Consider the following 20,151-nt stretch of genomic DNA (forward strand, 5'->3'; position numbering starts at 1 on the left):
CGCTTCATTGACTGTCCCGTTCAATTGGGTAGGGACGCTATCGCCCGCGACATTCCGATTTAAGTTGAAAAACTCCGGCATCGGAAAAGTGACGCTGCGGCGGCGGTTTATGCAACATTCAGGCTAGCGCTTGGCCAGGGCGGCAAGCGCCTTTTGAAGCTCAGCCGCAATGTCGGCGTCGATTGCCTTGCGGTAGTCCGGACCGCGCTGTTTGCGCAGATGCGCGTCCATCACCGCGTTGTAGGCCGTGGCGTACGCGTCCTGCCAGCGCGCGGTCTGCATGTCGCAGCCGCTGGACTGGATGATGGCCTCGATGCCATGCTTTTTCATGACCTGCACCGGAATCTCGGCGTGCAGTCGCATCGGCTCGACTTCTTCCGGACGCGGCGGCGGTCCGCCACCCACACTGTATTGCAAGCGGTCCTTGCCTTGGGCAATCGCGACGCGCGCATCGCGCTCCCCTTCCCCGGCCCGCTTGATGACTTCCGGGTCGGCGACGGACCGGGAAGCCGCCGGCTTCTCCTGCTTCGCCTGTTCCGTCGACCAGGCCGGCGTGGCCAGCCCGCATGCGGCGCTCAACGCCACGACGACAAGAATAACTCTCATGATTGTCACTCGGCAATTAAAAATCCATAGTGACATAAATACAGCCGGTTCGATAGCGGCGCCAGACTTAACCCTTCCAGGTCCGTTTCAGTCCCGTATCGGCATGAATCCAGCCGCCGCGCGGTCCGGAACGGTAGTAATACCCGACACCGCCCTGGCGGAAACTGCGCACCAGGCCGCCGAGCACCTCGCTATTGAGGTTGGCGATGCGGATATCGGCTGCCTTGCCTTCGATATGCAGCGACTGGCGCGCCGCCGGCACCCCGGCTTCGCGCAACTTCTCGTTCGATCTGGAAGTGCGAAAACCCGACAGGATTTCCAGCGGTTGCTCGATCCCGTAACGTTCGAGGAAAGCCTGGGTGCCCCACAGCGTTTCGAACAGCTTGGGATCGATCGGCGCGGTTTCCTTGCCATTGACGTCGCGCATCAGGTGACATAGTTCCTGGTAGGCGGCATCGATAACCTGGCCATCCTTCCAGTACAGCACCTTGGTTTTCTCGCCGCTTTGCGGACGAATCATCGTCAGCACGCGTGGCTTGAGCCAGAAATCCAGATCGAGTGCTTGCGCGTCGAAAATATCGGGAGGAGGCGCCAGTTCGGTCTGCGCGACCGGGGCGCTAGGTGGCGCAGCCCGGGCCACAGGGACGGGCTTGCCCGTTTTGGCGGCCTGGAGCGGCCGCTTGGGCTTGTCCAACGCCGACGGCGCCGCGCTGGCGCTGCCGCAGCCAATCAGCGGAACGGAAATCATGCCCATGGTGGACAGGCATAAACCTTGATGTAGAAAATCTCTGCGCGTGGCCATGACGAATACTCAGTAAACAAGGCGCACACTATAGCGCAAGCTTGCCCCGCGCACAGGGTACACGCGCGTTATTGACCGCTGCAGTGACAAAAACGCTTTTTCGGAGCCGGGTCGCAGGCATCGGTCGCGTTCAGCTTCTTCCAGAAGAAGTCGCATTCCAGCCCGTAACAGCTCATTTCCTTGCCTCCGAGGATGTAGCCATTGCGCTCGTAAAATTTGCTGGCGGTGAGCGTGCTATTGAGGCGCAACACGCTCACGCCCCAGGCGCGGGCCTGGGCTTCGACACCCTGCAACAGGGCCTTGCCGACGCCGCCATACAGCGCTTCGGGCAACACATAGCACAGCGACAGCTTGCCGGCCTGGGTCAGCAGGGCCACGCCCACCACCACCCCGTCGCGCTCGGCGATGAGAACGTGGTTGGCTGGCGACACGAACCAGCTCGCCACATTCTGCGGCGTCTTGTTGCCCAGCCAGGCCTTGAGCAAGTCGGGGTCGTTGCGATGATCGGCCACGCAGCACTCGGATATCGAGCGGCGCAACACATCACACGCGGCGAACGCGTCGTCAGGCACTGCTGTGCGAATCTCAATACCCATGTGAACCCATAACAATAAGAAATAATTGTTGCCAAGACTCAAGCGCAACCCACCAACTATACCAAGAACAGGCTGGTTGAGCTGTTGCGAATCTGCCCAATCCAGTCAGCCTACCCCGACCCGTGGCCGAGCCCAACGAAGAAAATCAAGGAAGCTTATGCGACGCTACCCGTACCGGGCCGTCTAAGCATATGACAAAACAATCCTTCCGTTTTGGCTGCGGATTTTAGACCATGCGTCTCAGTTCCTACAATAGAAAGCCCAAGAGAACACCATGAAAACAACATGCAATTTGCGTACTCGCCGCGCGCTGCTGGCGCTGGCCGCCGGCCTGGCCATCCTGCCGCTCGGCGCCAGCGCCGCCGACGCCCAGTTGCTCAACGTGTCCTACGACGTGGCCCGCGAGCTGTACAAGGAAATCAATCCAGCCTTCATTGCCGACTACAAAAAGACCAGCGGCGAGACGGTCAGCATCAACATGTCGCACGGGGGCTCGAGCAAGCAGGCGCGCTCGGTCGCGGACGGGCTCGAAGCGTCGGTGGTGACGATGAACCAGGCCAACGACATCGACATGCTGGCCGAGCGCGGCGTGGTCTCGCCCGACTGGGCCAAGAAATTTCCCCACAATGCGGCGCCGTTTTATTCCACGATGATTTTTTTGGTGCGTAAAGGCAACCCTAAACAGATCAAGAACTGGGACGACCTGGCCAAGCCGGGCGTGAAAGTGGTCATCCCGAACCCGAAAACGGCCGGCAACGGTCGCAATACCTACCTGGCCGCCTGGGGCGCCACGATCAAGAAAGGCGGCACCGAGGCCCAGGCGCGCGAGCTGGTCACGCGCATCTTCAAGAACGTGCCGGTGCTCGACGGCGGCGGGCGCGCGGCCACCACCACCTTCACCCAGCGCGACATCGGCGACGCCCTGGTGACGTTCGAGAGCGAAGTGCAGATGGTGCGCACCGAATTCGGCGACAATTTCGAGGTCGTCTATCCGCCTCTGTCGATCCTGGCCGAGTCGCCGGTGGCCGTGGTGGACAAGGTGGTCGACAAGCGCGGCTTGCGCAAGCAGGCCACGGCCTACCTGAACTTCTTGTATTCGGAAGCGGGTCAGACGATCGGCGCGAAGCACTTCCTGCGTCCGCGCTCGGAAGCGGTGGCCAAGAAGTTTGCCGCCAACTACAAGCCGATCTCGCTGTTCACGGTCGACGAGGTCTTCGGCGGATGGAAAAGAGCGCAGAAAACCCACTTCGACGACGGTGGCGAATTCGACAAAATCTACCAGGCCAAATAAGCTTGCCTGGCCGCTTCCGCCATCGGCGCGGAAGCGGTTTTTACAACCCGTCTCCACCCTCTTCCGGTAGCATTTTCGCCACCCGCATAGCATACAAGAAACTTTGCTTTCTTGAAATAATTCAGGCACTTACGTCAGTTTATTCACGCGCTTCTTGCGCTCGAGCTCGTTTTGCCGCGCACACGCTAGACATGGCCGCGCCTTTAATGCTATCGTGCCCCTATAGTAGTTGCCGCATAGAATCAACCCATCCAGCAGCTGCCGCGCACACCGAGCGCCGCCCCAGACCAGCCCTACTGCAAAGACCCACCACATGATCAAGAAATTGCTTGTCACCCTACTGATGTCGATGTCGGCCGCAGCCGCCATGGCCGTGCCTTTCGGCTCGCAATCAGTGCTGGTGATCGAGGATGCCACCGGCAAGGTCCTCCTCGAAAAGAACCCCAACCAGGTCGTGTCGATCGCCTCGCTGACCAAACTGATGACCGCCATGGTCGTGCTCGACGCCAAACAAAACATGAACGAACTGATCGCCATCGACGAGCGTGACGTCGACATCGTCAAGCACAGTACCTCGCGGGTGCCGGTCGGCGGCGTGATCAGCCGCCAGGACGTGCTGACCCTGGCCCTGATGAGTTCCGACAACCGTGCCGCCGCCGCCCTGGGCCGCACCTATCCGGGCGGCGTGGTGGCGTTCAAGTCGGCCGTGCGCGCCAAGGTGGCCGCGCTGGGCATGACCCAGACCGTGATCGAAGAGCCAACCGGCCTGTCGCCGAACAATAAATCGACGGCCTCGGACCTGGTCAAGATGGCCAGGGCCGCATCGGCGTATTCGGAAATTACGCGCATCACGACCGAGTCGAGCGACACGATCAATATCAGCGGGCGCGAGGTCGAGTACCGCAACACCAACCGCCTGGTGGGCGCCAAGGGCTGGGAAATCGGCCTGTCGAAAACCGGCTATACCGAAGAAGCGGGCCGCTGCCTGATCATGAAGATCAAATCGGCGGGCAGGAACGCCACCCTGGTGCTGCTCAATGCCAAAGCCAGTTCGGCGCGCATCGTGGACGCGCTGAGCATCCGCCGTTTTATCGCCGGCGATGAAGCGCCGGCGCCGGTGATCGCCCATGCCAGGACGCGCCAGCGCGTCACCCAGCCGGTGATTGTATTGGCGTCGGCGGCGCGTGCGCCGGCGATCAAAACGAGCTTGCGCAGCCACGCACGGCATCAGCCGCGCGTTGTGGCCGCGGCCAAAACCCCGCCGGCCAAGGCGCGCTTCGCCAGCCGCGTGAAGTTAAAGCAGAACAAGCCGGTCATTCACGTCCACCGCCGGGCGTAAACACCGCCATCGTTCCCGCCACCCCCCGTCGTTCCCGCCAAGGGGGCCGCCCAGGCCGGGAAGGACGGCGTGGCGATGCCAACGACCGTGGCCATCACCCCGCAATCATCTCCCGTAAGCCACTCGCCCTCTGCGTTCTCTGGGCAATCGACTCGCCCAGAATCGCCGCCCCCGGCGACACCAGCGTGAACTGCGCACTGGCCCGCGTAATGCCCGTATAAATCAGCTCGCGCGCAATCATCGCCCCGCGCTCGCGCGGCAGCACCAGCACCGTGTGCGCAAATTCCGATCCCTGCGATTTATGCACCGTCATCGCGAACGCGGTCTCCACATGCCGCAAGCGTGTCGCCAGCACGCTGCGCACCTTGTCGCCCTCCAGAAAATACACGCGCAGCGATCCCGGACGCGCCGGATCGCCCAAGGTCAGCCCGATATCGCCATTGAAGACACCGGTGCCGTAGTCGTTGCGCGTAATCATCACCGGCCGTCCCACATACCACTCGCCCCGGCGCCGGATCAGTCCCGCCCCGTCGAGCCGCTGTTCGATCGCGTCATTCAAGCCGCCCACGCCCCACTCGCCCTCGCGCACCGCGCACAGCACGCGGAACGCTTCAAAACGGTGCAGCACCGCGCGCACCCAGGTTTCGTGCGCGCCGCCGCCATCGCCCTCGCCCATCAACGACAGGTAAGGCGCATAGCCGTCGAAGCCCAGCTGCACCACATGCTGCTGGTGTCCATGCTCGATCCAGCGCACCGTGCCATCGCCACCGCGCAGCACTTCCTCGGCACGCGCGACATCGCCCGCGTTCACCGCCAGCGCCAGTTGTCCGATCGGGCCACTGAAGCGGCGGCTGCTGCGCAACATGACGGTCTGCTGCGCCAGCGCTCCACCGGCGCCGCCATATTCGGCCGGAATGGTCTCGCCGCTGGCCGCCAGCGCATACGCCATCGTGGCCGCCGAATAGCCGCCAGCCTGGGCGTCGCGGCACAAGTCGCCCAGCACCGCGCCCGCTTCCACCGACGCCAGCTGGTCTTTGTCGCCCAGCAGGATCAGGATCGCACCCGCAGGCAGCGCGTCGAGCAGGGACGCCATCATCTCCAGGTGTACCATCGACGCTTCGTCGACAATGAGCACGTCGATATCGAGCGGATTACCCTTGTTGTGCGCGAAGGTGCGGGTGTCGGGACGCGCGCCCAGTAGACTATGCAAGGTGCGCGCCGCTCCCATGCGGGCCGTCAGGTCGCGCAGCGGCAAGGTGGTGCCGACCTTGTCGGCCAGTTCGGTCAGCGCCTTGTCGATCGATTGCTTCAGGCGCGCCGCCGCCTTGCCGGTCGGCGCGGCCAGGGCGATGCGCTGGCGCCCGGCGTCCGGCGCCACCGCGAACAGCAGCGCAAGCAGGCGCGCCACCGTGTAGGTCTTGCCGGTGCCTGGACCGCCGGTGATGATGGCGATCGAGCCGCGCAGCGCGATCGCGCAGGCGAGCTTTTGCCAGTCCGGTCCCTTGATGCGGCGCTCGGACGCAAACAGCACGTCGAGCCAGATGCGCACTGCCGGCGCATCGACCTCGCGCACCTGCCCGGCGCGCGCGCGGATCGTGTGCGCGACCAGGGTTTCGTCGCGCCAGTAGCGGCGCAGGTACAGGCGCTCGCCGTCGAGCACCAGCGGTTGGTCGAAATCGAGGTCGCCAACCCGCCACACCTGGCTTGACGCCGCCAACTGATCGATCCAGCCCTTGCGGTTTTTCGGCAGCGCCCCGGCCGACCTGGCCAGCGCATCCCACTGCTCCTTGTCCCAGGCCATCAAGGTGGCCGGGTCGAGCGCCAGCTGGTCGAGCATCAGGCAGCTGTGGCCGCGCCCTTCCAGCTCGGACAGCAGCACGCAAGCGAGCATCAGCGCCGGCGTGGCGCTGCCGAGCGAGCCGACAAAGCGCGCAAAGGTGCCGGACAGGCGCCGCAACTGGCCGTCTTCGGTCAAGGTGGCGACCTGCGTCCACAGCGTGTCGAGCGTGAGCGCCGGTTTCATGCCTCACCCCGCGTCGACGGGCCAAGCAGCGCGTCCAGGCTGTCGAGCAGCCGCACATCCGGCTCCAGCAGGTAGCAGCCGCGCGTGCTGGCGTTGGCGATCCCGCGCAGGAACAGGAAAATCGCGCCACCGAGCTGGCGCGCCGGCTCGTAGGCGTCGCCCAGGCGGCTCTTGAGCAGGCGGTGCAGGGCCAGCATGTAGATGGCGCCCTGGATATCGTAGCGGTGCGCCGCCATCCCCACCGCCATCGCCGCCTTGCCGTAGGCGGCGTCGTTTGGGCCGAGCGCGTTCGATTTGTAATCGATCACCCAGTAGCGGCCTTCGTGCTCGAACACCAGGTCGGCAAAACCCTTGAGCATGCCGTGCAGGTAGCGTTCCGGCAGCGAGGGACGCGGGGTTTTGCCGAGCAGGTTGGCCGTGCATAGCCGGTCCAGCGCGGCGCTGTTCAAGTGCTCGCTGGGGAACCAGAATTCCATTTCCGGGATCACGCGATCGATCGCCGCCAGCGGCGCGCCAAGCTGCGGCAGCGGCGTGGTCGCCACCGCGTGCAGCCAGGCGACGGCGTCTTCCTGGCGATGGCCCCAGCCGGCGCGCTCGCAGCGCTGGCCGAGGCGCGCGCCGAACTGTTCGTCGTCGGCGATGGCAAAGCCTTCCTGCCCCATCCATTCAAGCTGTTCGTGCAAAAAATTGCCGGGCACGGAACCGCGCGGGAAGCGGTGCCACGGCGCGTCGTCGGTGCGCGGCGCCTGTTGTTGCTGTTCTTCGTCGAACAAGGTCTGTTCCTGCGCGCGCATCGGCGCCGCGTTGGTCTGGCGCGTCAGCGATGTGAACGAGCCGACCGCCCAGTTGCGCTCGAAATTGCCGCCAAACGCGGCGGCGTTCACCAGCTCCGGCCGGGCCTCGTCGCGCGCCAGCATGGTGATGTGCTGCGGCGTGTCGAGCGCCCGCAGGTCGATCGCTTGCGAGCCGCCGCGCAGCTTTTCCCAGTGCGGGGCAATCTCGGCCGCGCCGATCGGCGTGCCGCCCGTGAGCAGGTAACCGAGCGCCGATTCGTGCAGCTTGTTCTCGCCCGCCTTGCGCGCAGTGACCGCGGCCACGCCCAGCCACAAGAAGTGACGCGCGCGCGTCAGCGCCACGTACAACAGGCGCAGGTCTTCTTCGATGCGGGCGCGGTCCACCGCGTTCATCGCTTCGTCCGACAATGCCAGGTCGATGCGGCGCACGCCATCAACCCCGACAAACTCGAAAAAGCTGCGGTTGCGCCGGTCGGTGGTGCGCGCCGTTACCGCGAACGGCAGGTACACCAGCGGGTATTCGAGCCCCTTGGACTTGTGCACCGTGACCACCTTGACCAGCTCCGCGTCGCTCTCGAGGCGCAGCACGCGTTCGTCGCCGCCCTCGCCCACGCCGGCCAGTTGCTCGGCGAACCAGCGGATCAACGCCTGCTCGCCTTCGAGCTGGCTGCTGGCGCTTTGCAGCAGTTCGGCCAGGTGCAGCAGATTGGTCAGGCGCCGCTCGCCGCCGGCCTGCCGCAACAGCGCGGCGGGCAGGCGCATGTCGTGGATGAAGCGGCGCAGCATGGCCAGCACGCCCTGGCGCTGCCACACGATGTGCAAACCCTTCAACTGCTCGACCCGCACTTCCCAGGCCAGTTCGTCCGACGACAGGCGGGCCAGTTCGGCCAAGGAGAGGCCCGAGGTGCGGGTGGCGAACGCCGCGCGCGCCAGCGCCCCGTCGAGCGGATTGGCCACCGCCTGCAGCCAGCGCAGCACGTCGGCCGCTTCTTCGCTTTCGATCACGGAGTCCTTGTCCGACAGGTACACGCTCGGGATCTTGCGCTGCGCCAGCGCGCGCCGGATCGCGGTCGCCTCGCGCCGGTCGCGCACCAGGATGGCGATATCGGCCGGCACCAGGCGCGTGAAGACGCCGTTTTCGCTAAAGCCGGCGTGCGGATCGTTCAGCAGGCCGACGATATGCTCGGCGCTGTGATGGGCGAAAAATTCGCGGTAATCGTCCGCTTTCAGGTCGTCGCGGTCGGTGCTGCAGATGGCCAGCGCCTGGTACGGGCCATCGACGCCCACCAGTTGCTGGTCGCGGCCTTTGGCGGCCACCGCGTCGAACGGCAGCGGATTGACGCCGCCTTTGCGGAAGCGAAAAGCGCCGCCGGCAAAACCGGGATCGCCGTCGCGCCCTTCGGCGTGCAAGAACAGCTGGTTGACCGCCTCCACCAGCGCCGCCGTCGAGCGGTAGTTGGTGCCGAGCTGGTAGTGGCGCCCTTCGGTGGCGCTGCGCGCGTCCAGGTAGCTGTGGATGTCGGCGCCGCGAAAGCCGTAGATCGACTGCTTCGGGTCCCCGATCAGGAACAGGCCGCGCGCGGGGTCGTTGTCCGCCACCCGGTACAGCAGGTTGAAGATCGCGTACTGGTCGGGCGAGGTATCCTGGAATTCGTCGACCATCGCCACCGGGAACTGGTCCACGATGCGCTGGCGCAGGGCCTCGCCGTTGACGCCTTCGAGTGCGCTTTTCAGGCGATCGAGCATGTCGGCAAAACCGAACTGGCGCTTGCGGCGCTTCAGTTCCATCATGCGCCGCGCAATATGAAAGGCGGCGTGGCGGTACAGCGCGTGCGCCAGCGGGTCGATGGCTTTGAGCGCTTCCCACAGGTCGGTGGTGGCTTCGAAACATGGCGGGATGTTGGCGCTAAAGCCCTTGCTGAAGGCGTCGGTGATGCCGTCCGGCGTCAAGCGGTGCCAGGCCGTGTCGCTCAGGGTGGGCATCAGCATGGCGGGCGCGCGCGCCCAGGTGCGCAGCGCCTCGAACCACTTGAGCAGCGAATCGGCGCGCAGCTTGTTGCCGTTGAAGCACTTGGGGGCGATCTCGCGCTGCCCGGCGATCCACTGTTCCATGGCGTCGGCGCGTTCGGCCCAACCGGCTTTGAGCCTGGCCAGTTCGGCCGCCTGGGTGCGCTCGACCCGGTCGATGGCTTCTTCCAGCGATTCGTCGGGTGGATCGCCCAGCACGGCAACCCGGCGCACCAGTTCGCGCACGGTGTTCTTCAGGGCCCGCACATCGGGCCAGCAGGCCAGCAGCGCGCCCAGCGCACTGCTGTCGAGCGGGTAGACGTTCTGGCGCCAGTAGTCGTGCGCCGCGTCTTCGAACAGCGCGTGTTCGTCGCTGACCAGTTCTTCGTCGAACAGGCTGCCGCTGTCGAATGCGTGCTCGCGCAGCATGCGCTGGCACCAGGCGTCGATGGTGAAGATGGCCGCTTCGTCCATGGTGTCGGCGGCCAGCATCAGGCGGTGCGCGGCGACCATCCGTTCGCCCTCGCTGCCGCAGGCGTCGGCCAGGTCGTTCAGGTAAGGGTCATCCAGATCGAGCTCGCCCCGGAAAAATCCTGCGGCTTCCACCAGGCGCTCGCGCACCCGGTTCGACAGCTCGCGCGTGGCGGCGCGGGTGAACGTCATCACCAGTATTTCGGATGGCAGCAGCGCGCGCGCAAAGCCGTTCTCGCCGCCGTGGCCGAGCACCAGGCGCAGGTACAGGGCGGCGATGGTCCAGGTTTTTCCGGTGCCGGCGGACGCTTCGATGAGGCGCGTGCCGAACAATGGAAAATCGAGGGCGTCGAGCAGCTGGCTCATGGCGCGTCCCGGTCCATGGGAGCGATTTCGATGTGCTGGCCGAGCCAGCGCGCCAATGGCCCGTACAGCGCTTCGGCCACCGCCGGGAATTCGCCGCTGGCGCTCAAGGCCGCATAGTCGGGCCACAGGCGCGCCAGGCACTGGTCCAGCACTTCGCCGGACAGTTCAAAGCCACCGTCGTAGGTGCTGCGCGGTTCGCCCTGCTGGAGCAGCGCGAGCGCCGTCTTGCAGGCCACCGGCAACGGTTGATCCATGTTGCGGCGCCACAGGGCCACCAGGTCGGCCAGCTGGGCATGCGATTCGTCGCGATCGAGCGGCGCCAGCATGACGATGGCGTCGCGCGCCACCAGGTAGCCGGTGACCGGCTGGCCCACAGCCGCCGCCGCCAGCTGGCGCAGCCACGGGGCGATCAGCTTGTCGCCGCGCGGCGCGCCTTTTTTATCGAGCACCTTGGACGAGATTTGCAGCAGCCACGCCGTTTCGGCCGCGTTGCTGCGCAATCTGTCGACCCAATCGTCGAGGTGTACGCCGCCAAAGTCCAGGCTCACCGCCAGCTTGGGCGCGATCTGGCCGAAGCGCGCGCCCAGGGTCAGCCAGGCGGTACGCACCGGCACCAGGCCCTCGACCAGTTGTTCCTGCCACTGCTTGCCGACCAGGCCAATCGGCAGCACGCCTTCGCGCTTGAGGCGTTCGGCGCGCGCGCTCAGGCTGTCGCGCACTTCGTGCAGCTCCTCCGGCGCGGCGGCGTCGTCGAGCAGGCTGTCCTCTAAAAAGTAGCGTTCCAGCGCGTCGAGCGAGAACGGTTCTTCGTCCTCGCCCACGGCCTGGGCGTCGCCAAAGGCCACGCCCAGGCGGCGCCGGAAAAAGTAGCGCGCCGGCTGGCGCAGGAAATTCGTCAGTTCGCCCAGCTTGAGGCGGTATTCGGATTCGAGTTCGAACGGCGGCAGGACCGCGTCGTCCAGGGCGCCGTCGGAGCCGGCGGCGCCGTGCGCGGCGCGCCATTCGGCCGCGTAGGTCAGCATGCCGCCCTGCTCGAAATAGCGCCGGCTGAAGGGCTGCAGCGCGTGTTCGGTGGTCATGGCGGCCAGGTCCAGGTCCCAGCCCTCGGCCAGGTAATCGCGCAGTTGCGACACCAGCACCGACGCCGGCTGCTCGCTGTTGTCGCGCACATTGCGCCCGACCCAGCTGACATACAGTTTGTCGCGCGCGGCCAGCACCGCTTCGAGCATCAGGTAACGGTCGTCGTCGCGGCGCGAACGGTCGCCCGGGCGCGCCATGCCGGACAGCGCCAGCAAGTCGAAATCGGCCTGGCGCGCGCGGCGCGGAAAATCGCCATCGTTCATGCCGAGCAGGCAGACCACCCGGAACGGCACGGCGCGCATCGGCATCAGGGTGCAGAAGGTCACGCCGCCGGAGACGAACTGGTGGTTCAGGGTCGGTTCGTCCAGGGCGCCGAGCCACGCTTCGCGCAGCACCGCCAGCGGCACCGCTTCATCGAAGCCGGCGTTCTCGCAGGTTTCCAGCCAACTTTGCAGGGCGTCCTGCAGTTGCACCAAGGTGAGGCGGTCGCCTTCTTCGGACGCGGCGAAAAACGCCGCCAGCAGCGCGCGCGCCTGTTCGCCCCACTGCGCCGGCGCGTACGACCCGGCCAGCGTGGCGCGCCAGGCCAGCAGGGTTTCGATCAGCTGCGCCAGCGAGCCGGCCAGCGCGGCGTCGAGCCCACCGACTTCGGCGTACGGCTCGATCTGCCGGAAGCTGCCGCCGGCGCCGCTGGCGTAACCGAGCAGCATGCGGCGCACCCCGAAGATCCAGGCATTCTGCTCGCCGGCCGAACCGAGGCCGAGGCCGTCGCGGTGCTGCTGGTCCAGGCCCCAGCGCACGCTGGCGCCTTCGATCCAGTTGCCCAGGATCGGCAGTTCGTCTTCGGACAGGCCGAAGCGCGCGGCCAGCGCCGGCACGTCGAGCAGGTCGCGCACTTCGCTCTGGCGGCAGCGCTGCTGCGGCAGTCGCAGCAGCCATTCGAGCGCGACCAGCAACGGGTTGACGCTACGGTCCTTGACGTCGCCGATTTCGAACGGGATGAAACGCGGGTCGCTGCGTTTGTGCTGGTCGAAGACGGCGTGGATGGCGGCCGAAAAAGTGTCGATGTCGGGCACCATGACCACCACGTCGCGCGGGCGCAGCCGGGCGCCGGGCGCGCCGAACCACGACAGCAGCTGGTCGTGCAGGACCTCGACTTCGCGCTGGACGCTGTGGGCGACGTGAAATTCGATCGAGTCGTCGCGCGGCGCGCAGTCGGGCTGCGCCTGTCCCCTGGCGCACGGGTGCTCGCGCAGCGGCAGCATGTCGCGCACGGCCGCCTGCACCTGCGCCAGCAAGGTGTCGCCCTCGCCTTCGCTGAACAGGTCGATGCGCAGCTTGTCGGCGCGCTCGCCCGATTCGGTGTCGAATTCGTCGAGCATGCGGATGAAGTCGCGCCCTTGCCTGCCCCAGCTGGCCAGCAGCGGATGGCTGTGCGCATGCAGTTCTTCGAGCGGCACGGCGGATAGATCGATGCCGCCGCGCTGGCGCTGGCGCTTGTGGGCGGCCTTCAGCAGTTCGCGCCCTTCGATGATGTCGCCCCAATAAAACTGGCAGGGATTGGGCACGGCCAGCAGCACCTGGGTGTGGTGCGAAAGCGAGGCGATGGCCTGCAAGGTCTGGTACGGCAGCGCCGACATCCCGAACAGCACCACGCGGCGCGGCAGGCGCCCGGCCGGGGCTTCGCCACTGTCGGCCGCGCGCACGAATTGCTGGTGGATGGTGGCGCGGCCCGAGTCGCGCAACTGGGGCGGCAGGCTGTCGTTGACGGCGCGCCACAGGCAGCCTTGCCAGCGCTGGTCCAGCGTGAGGGGTACCAGGTCGCCGCGCGCGCCGCGCAGGCGGTCGCGCCCCGCAGTCCAGTCGTCGAGCCAGTCGGCGCGGTACACCTGGTACTGGTCGTACAGGTCGGCCAGGCGTTCGGCCAGTTGCAGGCGCCGTTCAGGGTCGCCGTCGCCCAGAAAATGGCGCAGCGGAGCGAAGGCGTCGTCGCCCAGCAAGCGCGGCAAGAGGCGCATCAGGCGCCAGGTGAGCGGGCCTTTGTCGTACGGGGAGCGGGTCGGGACCCGTTCGCGACCGAGCATGCCACGGTAGGCTTCCCACAAAAAACGCGCCGGCAGCGCCACGCGGGTGGCCGCGCACACGCCCATTTCTTCGGCCAGGGCGATTTTCAGCCACTCGGCCACGCCGTTCGATTGCACCAGGATGATTTCGGTTTCGAGCGGGTCGAGCGGGTGCTTGCGCAGCCAGGCGAAAAGCGCGGCACGCAGTTGCTCCATCTGGTTTCCGTGAAGGATAAGGAGGCCGGGCGTGACAGAGGAAGACATGGCGCACAGCATACTAGCTTTGGGCCGGGCGCGGTAGTGCGATACGCGCCGTCAACGCTTCAAAGCGGGCTCAACTTGCTGATTCGGTCAGTTCATGCGCGATGTGCTCGTTCAACTGCTCGAGCAGCGCGTACATGCCCGCCACCAGCGTGCGCGCCTGCTCGATCGTGCCGCCCTCGCGCAGGCGTTCGAGGTCCTGGCACATCCCCGCAAAACGCATCGCGCCGACCGCCTTGGCCGACGCTTTCATGCGGTGCCCCAGGTCGGACAGGCGCTCGACGTCGGCGCGGTCGAGCGCTTCGCTGACGTCGGCCAGGCCGTCGCGCGCCGAGTCGAGGAACATAAAGGCGTATTTGCGCATCTTGACCGGATTGGCCCCGAAGGTGAGCGACAGCACGCCCATATCGAGCATGCCGGCGTCGATCGATACAACCGGCGCGGCCGACATGCGCGTCGGCGCCTGGTCGGCCGGCTCCGCCATGCGCCGCCGTCCGTTGCGCGCCGGGCGCGTGGCCAGCCATTTGGCGATCACCTCGAACAGCAGCTTGGGCGAAATCGGCTTGGTCACAAATTCGTTCATGCCCGCTTCCAGGCAGCGCGACTGGTCGTCGCGGCCGGCGTTGGCGGTCATGGCGATCACCAGCGCGTCGCGCAGGCGCGCGTCGGAGCGGATCATGCGGGTCGCTTCAAAGCCGTCCATCACCGGCATCTGCACGTCCATCAGCACGCAGTCGAAGCGCTCCTTGAGCATCAGGTCGATCGCCTCCTTGCCGTTGTTGGCCACCACCACCGTGGACCCGGCTTCTTCGAGCAGTTCCTGGCCCACCTGCTGGCTGAAGATATTGTCTTCGACCAGCAAGATATAGGCGCCGCGCAGCTGCTCGAGCACCGCCGGATCGACCGCGGCGCCGCCGCCCGGCAGGAAGTTGAGCGCCTTGCCCAGGCGCGCGGTGAACCAGAAGCGGCTGCCGCGGCCGGGAAGCGAATCGACACCGACGCTGCCGCCCATCAGCTCTGCCAACTGCTTGCTGATCACCAGTCCCAGGCCCGTGCCGCCGTACTTGCGCGTGGTCGAGGGGTCGGCCTGGTGGAAGGACTTGAACAGGTCGGCAATTTCGGCTTCGCTCATGCCGATGCCAGCGTCTTCGACCTCGAAGCGCACCAGCAGGTCGCTCTGGTTTTCGTTCTCGCTCCCGCCTTCGTTGCCGGCCACCGCGCGCACGCGAATGCGGCCGTTTTCCGAAAACTTGATCGCGTTCGAGGTGAAGTTGAGCAGCACCTGTTCCAGCCGCAGGGGGTCGCCCCGCAATTGCTGCGCCAGCGCCGGGTCGATCTCGAATTCGAGCGCCAAGTGCTTGGTGGCGGCCGCGTCGCCGAGCTGGTTGGCGATGTTCTGCATCAGCGCGCCCAGGCCGAAGTCGAGCACTTCCAGTTCCAGCTTGCCGGCTTCGATCTTGGAAAAATCGAGAATGTCGTTGATGATGCCGAGCAGGTGCTGGCTCGAATGATGGATCTTTTCCAGGTAGTCGCGCTGCTTCGGATTGGCCACCGTTTTGAGCGCCAGGTGCGACATGCCGATGATGCTGTTCATCGGCGTACGGATCTCGTGGCTCATGTTGGACAGGAAGTTGCTCTTGGCCTGGTTGGCGGCGTCGGCCTGCGCCTTGAGCTTGTGCAGTTCGGTCACGTCGGTCGACAGGCCGATCACGGCGCTCACTTCGCCATCGAGCAGCACCGGTACCTTGACGGTCCAGAGCTGGCGCACCTCGCCGTCAAGCCGGGTGAATTCGACCTGGCCGGCGTGACGCGCGCCGTCGACAAAAATCTGGCGATCCTGGTTCCAGTCGACATCGGCCAGTTCCGCCGCCATCACTTCGCTATCGAGCTTGCCGATGATCGCTTCGGCCGGCTGGCCCATCGCTTCGGCGGTGCGCGCGTTGACATAGATGTAGCGGCGCTCGCGGTCCTTCATGTACACATGCGCGTCGATGCTGTTCAAGACCGAATCGAGCAGCACGCGCTGTTCGATGGCGGTGCGGCGCGAGCGGTACAGGGTAAAGAAGTAGGCGTAGGCCAGCATCGTCACCAGAAAACCGACCGCGAAGGTGAGCGGCGGCAGGATCAGGTCGAAGTCGCTGTACAGGTCCGCGCGGGCGATGCGGAAATGGGCCTTCCACAGGCTGCCGTTGTAATCGACCGGGAGCACGGTGTCGAACCAGTCGCCGGCGCTGTCGCCGACGGCGACCGGATCATGGTCGTTGTACAGTTGCCGGTCCTGGGCGCGCAGGGCCAGGGTACGGCGCTCGGGGTCAAGGCCGCCGTCGGCGTACAAGGCAAGGCGCAGGCGCCGCTGCGGCATTTCTTCGAGCGCGCTGCCGACCAGCGCCGGCACCGAGAACCCCACGCCCACGCTGCCGATGTAGGCCGCGCGGCGCGCCTCCACGCTATAGAGCAGCGCGCCGCTGCGATAGACCGGCATGCGCATGCCCAGCGCCACGTGCGGACGCGGTTCGTTGACCACGATCGGCATGCCGGAGGCGCTGATCTTGCCGCTGTCGCGCGACTGCTCGAGGTGGGCGGCGGCGACCGGATTGGCGCCGATGTCCAGGCCCATGCGGCCGCTGGCGCGCGCCGCTTGCGGCTCGATAAAGGTCAACACCGTATAGCCGGCGCGCTCGCCCGCCGGACGGATGCCGAAGTCGGGGTAGCCGCCGGGGTCGACGCTGCGGTCGGCGCGCACCGAGGCGACCAGCTCGTCGCGCCCGGACGGCGTCACGTAACGCGCAAAGCTGATGCTTTCGATGGCCGGATAATGCGTGCGCATGCCAAGTGCCTGCACGTAGCGGTGAAAATGCAGGCGGTTGGGGGCGTCGGTGCTCTGGAACAGGGCCGACATGCCGCGCGCGAGGTCCGAGTACGACTTGATGCGGGTCGACAGGCTCGATTGCGCGCCGCGCGCGAGCGCGTCGAAACGCTGGCGCGCATCGACATCGACCGTGCTGGTCGCACCCATGTGCAGCAGCGCCGCGACCAGCAGCGACAGCGACACGCCCACGCCCCACCACACCAGGCGCGAAACAGGACGGCTACCGACGGTGCCTGTCATGCTGCGCTTGATCGCTTGCGTCATTGTCCAACCCCGTTGTTTTCGCTCGCTGGTACCTGGAAACTGCCCGGCAGGCAGCATACTATTCATGAAACCGAAGGCGCGCGCGGCCCCGCCGCACGCGCGCTTCATTACCTCAAGGGTACTTTGAGGCAAGAGAACATGCAATTGATAAATTTTACTGTCGCGTCCGCGCCATGGCAGAACGTCAATACAGAGACAATACAGGAGCAGGAATGCGGCATTTAATAGGTGAAATGATATCGGAAACAAACACAAGGGCGCGCAGTGTTGACGCCGACGATCCCCACCTGTGGCTGGAAGACGTCAGCTCCGGCGCGGCGCTGGACTGGGTGCGCGCGCGCAACGCCGCGTGCGAGCAAGAACTCGAAGGCCACAGCGGCTTTGCGGCCTTGCGCGAGCGCCTCGCGACCATCCTCAACGACAAGGCCAGGATTGCCTACATCAGCGAGCACGGCGGACTGGTATACAACTTCTGGCGCGACGCCGTCCACGTGCGCGGCGTGTGGCGCCGCACCACGCTCGAGCGCTACCGCGACGCGGCGCCGGCGTGGGAAACGGTGCTCGACCTCGACCAGCTGGCCATCGCCGAACGCGAAAACTGGGTCTGGGCCGGGGCCTCCTCGCTGCCGCCGGCCGGCACCCGCTGCCTGGTGTTCCTCTCGCGCGGCGGCGGCGACGCCCACGTGGTGCGCGAATTCGACCTGGCCGGCAAAGCCTTCGTGGCCGGCGGCTTTGCGCTGCCCGAGTCCAAGTGCAGCGCGCGCTGGCTCGACATCGACCGGCTGGCCGTGGCTACCGACTTCGGCGCGGGCAGCATGACCACGTCGGGCTATCCGCGCATCGTCAAGGAATGGCGGCGCGGCAGCGCGCTGGACCAGGCCAGCACCCTGTTCGAAGCGCGCCCCGATGACCTGAGCGTGTCGGCGTACAAAGACTTCACGCCCGGTTTCGAACACGAATTCGTCGAGCGCCAGCGTGGTTTTTACAGCAGCGAGCTGTTTTTGAGGCGTGATGCGGGCCTGGTGCGCGTGGACAAACCCGACGACGCCAACGCCTACACCGTGCGCGACCAGCTGGTGATCGAGCTGCGCTCGGACTGGGAAGTGGGCGGGTACACCTATCCGCAAGGGACGCTGGTGGCCACCGACTTTGCCCGTTTCATGAACGGCGAACGCGACTTTGCGGTGCTGTTTGCCCCAAGCGCGACCAGTTCGCTCGATGGCGTTGCGATGACGGCCAGCGCGCTGCTCCTGACCGAACTCGATAACGTCAAGAACCGCATCGTCGAACTGCGCCATGTACACGGCCAGTGGCAGCGGCGCGAGGTGAATGCGCCGGCCTTCGGCGCCCTGGGCGTGAGCGCGCTCGATGCGAGCCGTTCGGACCAGTACCTCCTGACCGTGACCGACTTCCTCACGCCCACCAGCCTGTACCTGTGCAAGGCCGGCAGCGACCGGCGCCAGCCGCTCAAGTCGATGCCGGTGTTTTTTGACGCCAGTCCCTACCTCGTCAAGCAGTTCGAGGCGCTGTCGAAAGATGGCACGCGGGTGCCGTATTTTGTCGTCATGGACCGCAAGGCACGGATGGACGGCTTGAATCCGACCGTCTTGTACGGGTATGGCGGCTTCGAGATCGCGATGAAGCCGTTTTACAGCGGCGTGACCGGGCAAGCCTGGCTGGCCAAAGGCGGCGTGTACGTGCTGGCCAATATTCGCGGTGGCGGCGAATTCGGGCCGCGCTGGCACCAGGCGGCGCTGAAGGACCAGCGCCAGCGCGCGTTCGATGATTTTCTGGCGGTGGCGCAAGACCTGATCGAGCGCAAGGTGAGCAGTCCGCGTCACCTGGGGATCATGGGCGGCAGCAATGGCGGCCTGCTGGTCGGGGCCGCGATGACGCAGCGGCCGGACCTGTTCAACGCGGTCGTGTGCCAGGTGCCGCTGCTCGACATGCGGCGCTATCACAAGCTGCTGGCCGGGGCCTCGTGGATGGGCGAGTATGGCGACCCGGAGGTGGCCGGCGAGTGGGAATACATCCAGCGCTATTCGCCGTATCACAATGTGTTCGGCGACAAGCGCTATCCGCGCATGCTCTTGACCACCTCGACCAGGGACGACCGGGTCCATCCGGGGCACGCGCGCAAGATGGTGGCGCTGATGGAGGCGCAGGGGCATGCCGTGCTGTATTGGGAAAACACGGAAGGCGGGCACGCGGGCGCGGCGAACAACGACCAGCAGGCGCAGATGTGGGCGCTGACGTACACGTTCTTGCTGGAGCAGTTGCGCTGAGCGGCGATATGTTCAATTTCACGCCGTCGCCGGTCAGCGTTGCCAGCCGCCAGGCGATCAATCCTGCCTCGACAGCACCTTGTCCAGTTGCGCCATGAACGTCGCCCAGCCATATTGCGCACCACGGTAGGCCTGCTCCTGCTCCGGGCCGAAACCCGTCTGCGCCATCCGCAGGCGCGTGCCGGCCGCGCTGGGCGAGAGCGTCCAGGTTACCACGCTGTCGAGCCCCATGGCGGACCAGGTGTACGACAGGGAGCTGTTCGGTTCGATCACCAGGACCTGGCACGCGACCGAGCCCCAGTCGGCGCTGAAGGTAAAGCGATGGGCCGGCAGCGGTGCGAAATCGCTTTTCATCAGCCACGCTTCGATCAGGTGCGGCTCGGTGAGCGCGCGCCAGATCTTCTCGGGCGGATGGGCAAAATCGCGTTCGACGGTGACGGTGCGGGGTTCAAGCGTAGCGTTGTTCATTGGCCTATCCTTTTCAACAGGTCGTCGAGGGAGTCGAACCGGCTTTCCCAGAAAGCGCTCATCCGGGAAGTCCAGTCCAGCATGGGAGCCAGTGCCTGCGGCTGCGCCGTGAAGTGCGTCTGCCGTCCCGCGTGCCGGTCGCGCACCAGGCCCGCTTCTTTCAACTGCTTCAGGTGCTTGGAGACGGCCGGCTGCGAGACCCCGGACTGCGCCGTCAGCGCGCCCACGGTCAGTTCGCCATCCCGGCACAGGCGCTCGAAGATGGCCCTGCGGGTCGGGTCCGCCATTGTCCTGAACAGTTCATTGACGTCATCTTGCATGCGGCACTCATCACTGCTTGGCTATGAATCTAATTATAACCATGCGGTGATGAATGGGTCAATCCGCATGTCGGCGCCAGTCCCTCGGCAACGTGGCTTACCCTGCAACTGTCGCGTGAACGCAAAAATATCCAACCGCCATATCGATTAGCGCAAACTTGCACGCGATTGACGGCGTCCGGCCAGCCTGGCGCAGGCGTCGCGACGCCCTTTCCGCCCCGTTTTGCCCCGTTTTGCCCCCTTCCC

At 65.9% G+C, this 20,151-nt stretch carries 12 protein-coding genes; 3 read left to right on the top strand and 9 right to left on the bottom strand.

Annotated features, from left to right (window positions below; translation table 11 throughout):
• Positions 1–123: 123 nt before the first annotated feature.
• The 3 genes from F1735_RS24450 to F1735_RS24460 all read right to left on the bottom strand — a co-directional run bounded on the left by F1735_RS24450 (position 124) and on the right by F1735_RS24460 (position 1,920).
• Positions 124–606 carry a hypothetical protein gene (locus F1735_RS24450; RefSeq protein WP_167239348.1) on the bottom strand — a complete coding sequence of 161 codons (483 nt, stop codon included), beginning with the start codon at positions 604–606 and terminating at the stop codon, positions 124–126.
• Positions 607–673: 67 nt separating this feature from the next.
• Positions 674–1,360: a YcbK family protein gene (locus F1735_RS24455; protein ID WP_229505933.1), complete on the bottom strand. Its 687-nt coding sequence runs from the start codon at positions 1,358–1,360 to the stop codon at positions 674–676.
• A gap of 116 nt (positions 1,361–1,476) precedes the next feature.
• On the bottom strand, positions 1,477–1,920 hold the full coding sequence (locus F1735_RS24460; RefSeq protein ID WP_373888576.1) for a GNAT family N-acetyltransferase: 444 nt from the start codon (positions 1,918–1,920) through the stop codon (positions 1,477–1,479).
• A 358-nt stretch (positions 1,921–2,278) separates the two neighbouring features.
• Here F1735_RS24460 and F1735_RS24465 point away from each other — a divergent pair, with 358 nt between their 5' ends.
• Both F1735_RS24465 and F1735_RS24470 read left to right on the top strand, forming a co-directional pair.
• Positions 2,279–3,295, top strand: a complete 1,017-nt coding sequence (locus F1735_RS24465; protein ID WP_167239351.1) for a sulfate ABC transporter substrate-binding protein — start codon at positions 2,279–2,281, stop codon at positions 3,293–3,295.
• A 313-nt stretch (positions 3,296–3,608) separates the two neighbouring features.
• A complete protein-coding gene (locus F1735_RS24470) occupies positions 3,609–4,634 on the top strand; it encodes a serine hydrolase (protein ID WP_167239352.1) in 1,026 nt (341 codons plus the stop codon).
• Between the two features lie 94 nt (positions 4,635–4,728).
• Here F1735_RS24470 and recD read toward each other — a convergent pair whose 3' ends face one another.
• The 4 genes from recD to F1735_RS24490 form a co-directional block, all read right to left on the bottom strand.
• Complete coding sequence (gene recD, locus F1735_RS24475) at positions 4,729–6,657, bottom strand: exodeoxyribonuclease V subunit alpha (RefSeq protein WP_167239353.1); 1,929 nt, start codon at positions 6,655–6,657, stop codon at positions 4,729–4,731.
• Positions 6,654–10,295 (bottom strand): exodeoxyribonuclease V subunit beta, encoded by a 3,642-nt coding sequence (gene recB, locus F1735_RS24480; protein WP_167239354.1) that lies wholly within the window; start codon positions 10,293–10,295, stop codon positions 6,654–6,656. Before recB ends, recD begins: the two co-directional genes overlap by 4 nt.
• On the bottom strand, positions 10,292–13,702 hold the full coding sequence (recC, locus tag F1735_RS24485) for an exodeoxyribonuclease V subunit gamma (protein ID WP_167239355.1): 3,411 nt from the start codon (positions 13,700–13,702) through the stop codon (positions 10,292–10,294). The genes recB and recC overlap by 4 nt, the downstream gene beginning before the upstream one ends.
• A 70-nt stretch (positions 13,703–13,772) precedes the next feature.
• Entirely contained in the window at positions 13,773–16,808 is a 3,036-nt protein-coding gene (locus tag F1735_RS24490; protein WP_167239363.1) for a CHASE domain-containing protein, read from the bottom strand.
• Positions 16,809–17,065: 257 nt separating this feature from the next.
• On the opposite strand from F1735_RS24490, the gene F1735_RS24495 reads away from it, so the two are divergent.
• Entirely contained in the window at positions 17,066–19,117 is a 2,052-nt protein-coding gene (locus tag F1735_RS24495) for a prolyl oligopeptidase family serine peptidase (protein WP_167239356.1), read from the top strand.
• A gap of 57 nt (positions 19,118–19,174) precedes the next feature.
• Here the strand turns inward: F1735_RS24495 and F1735_RS24500 are convergent, their stop codons facing one another.
• A complete protein-coding gene (locus F1735_RS24500; RefSeq protein ID WP_167239357.1) occupies positions 19,175–19,585 on the bottom strand; it encodes an SRPBCC family protein in 411 nt (136 codons plus the stop codon).
• Entirely contained in the window at positions 19,582–19,905 is a 324-nt protein-coding gene (locus F1735_RS24505; RefSeq protein WP_167239358.1) for an ArsR/SmtB family transcription factor, read from the bottom strand. Before F1735_RS24505 ends, F1735_RS24500 begins: the two co-directional genes overlap by 4 nt.
• Positions 19,906–20,151 lie beyond the last annotated feature (246 nt).

The sequence above is a fragment of the Massilia genomosp. 1 genome (assembly GCF_011682185.1).
Lineage (GTDB): Bacteria > Pseudomonadota > Gammaproteobacteria > Burkholderiales > Burkholderiaceae_D > Telluria_A > Telluria_A rubra.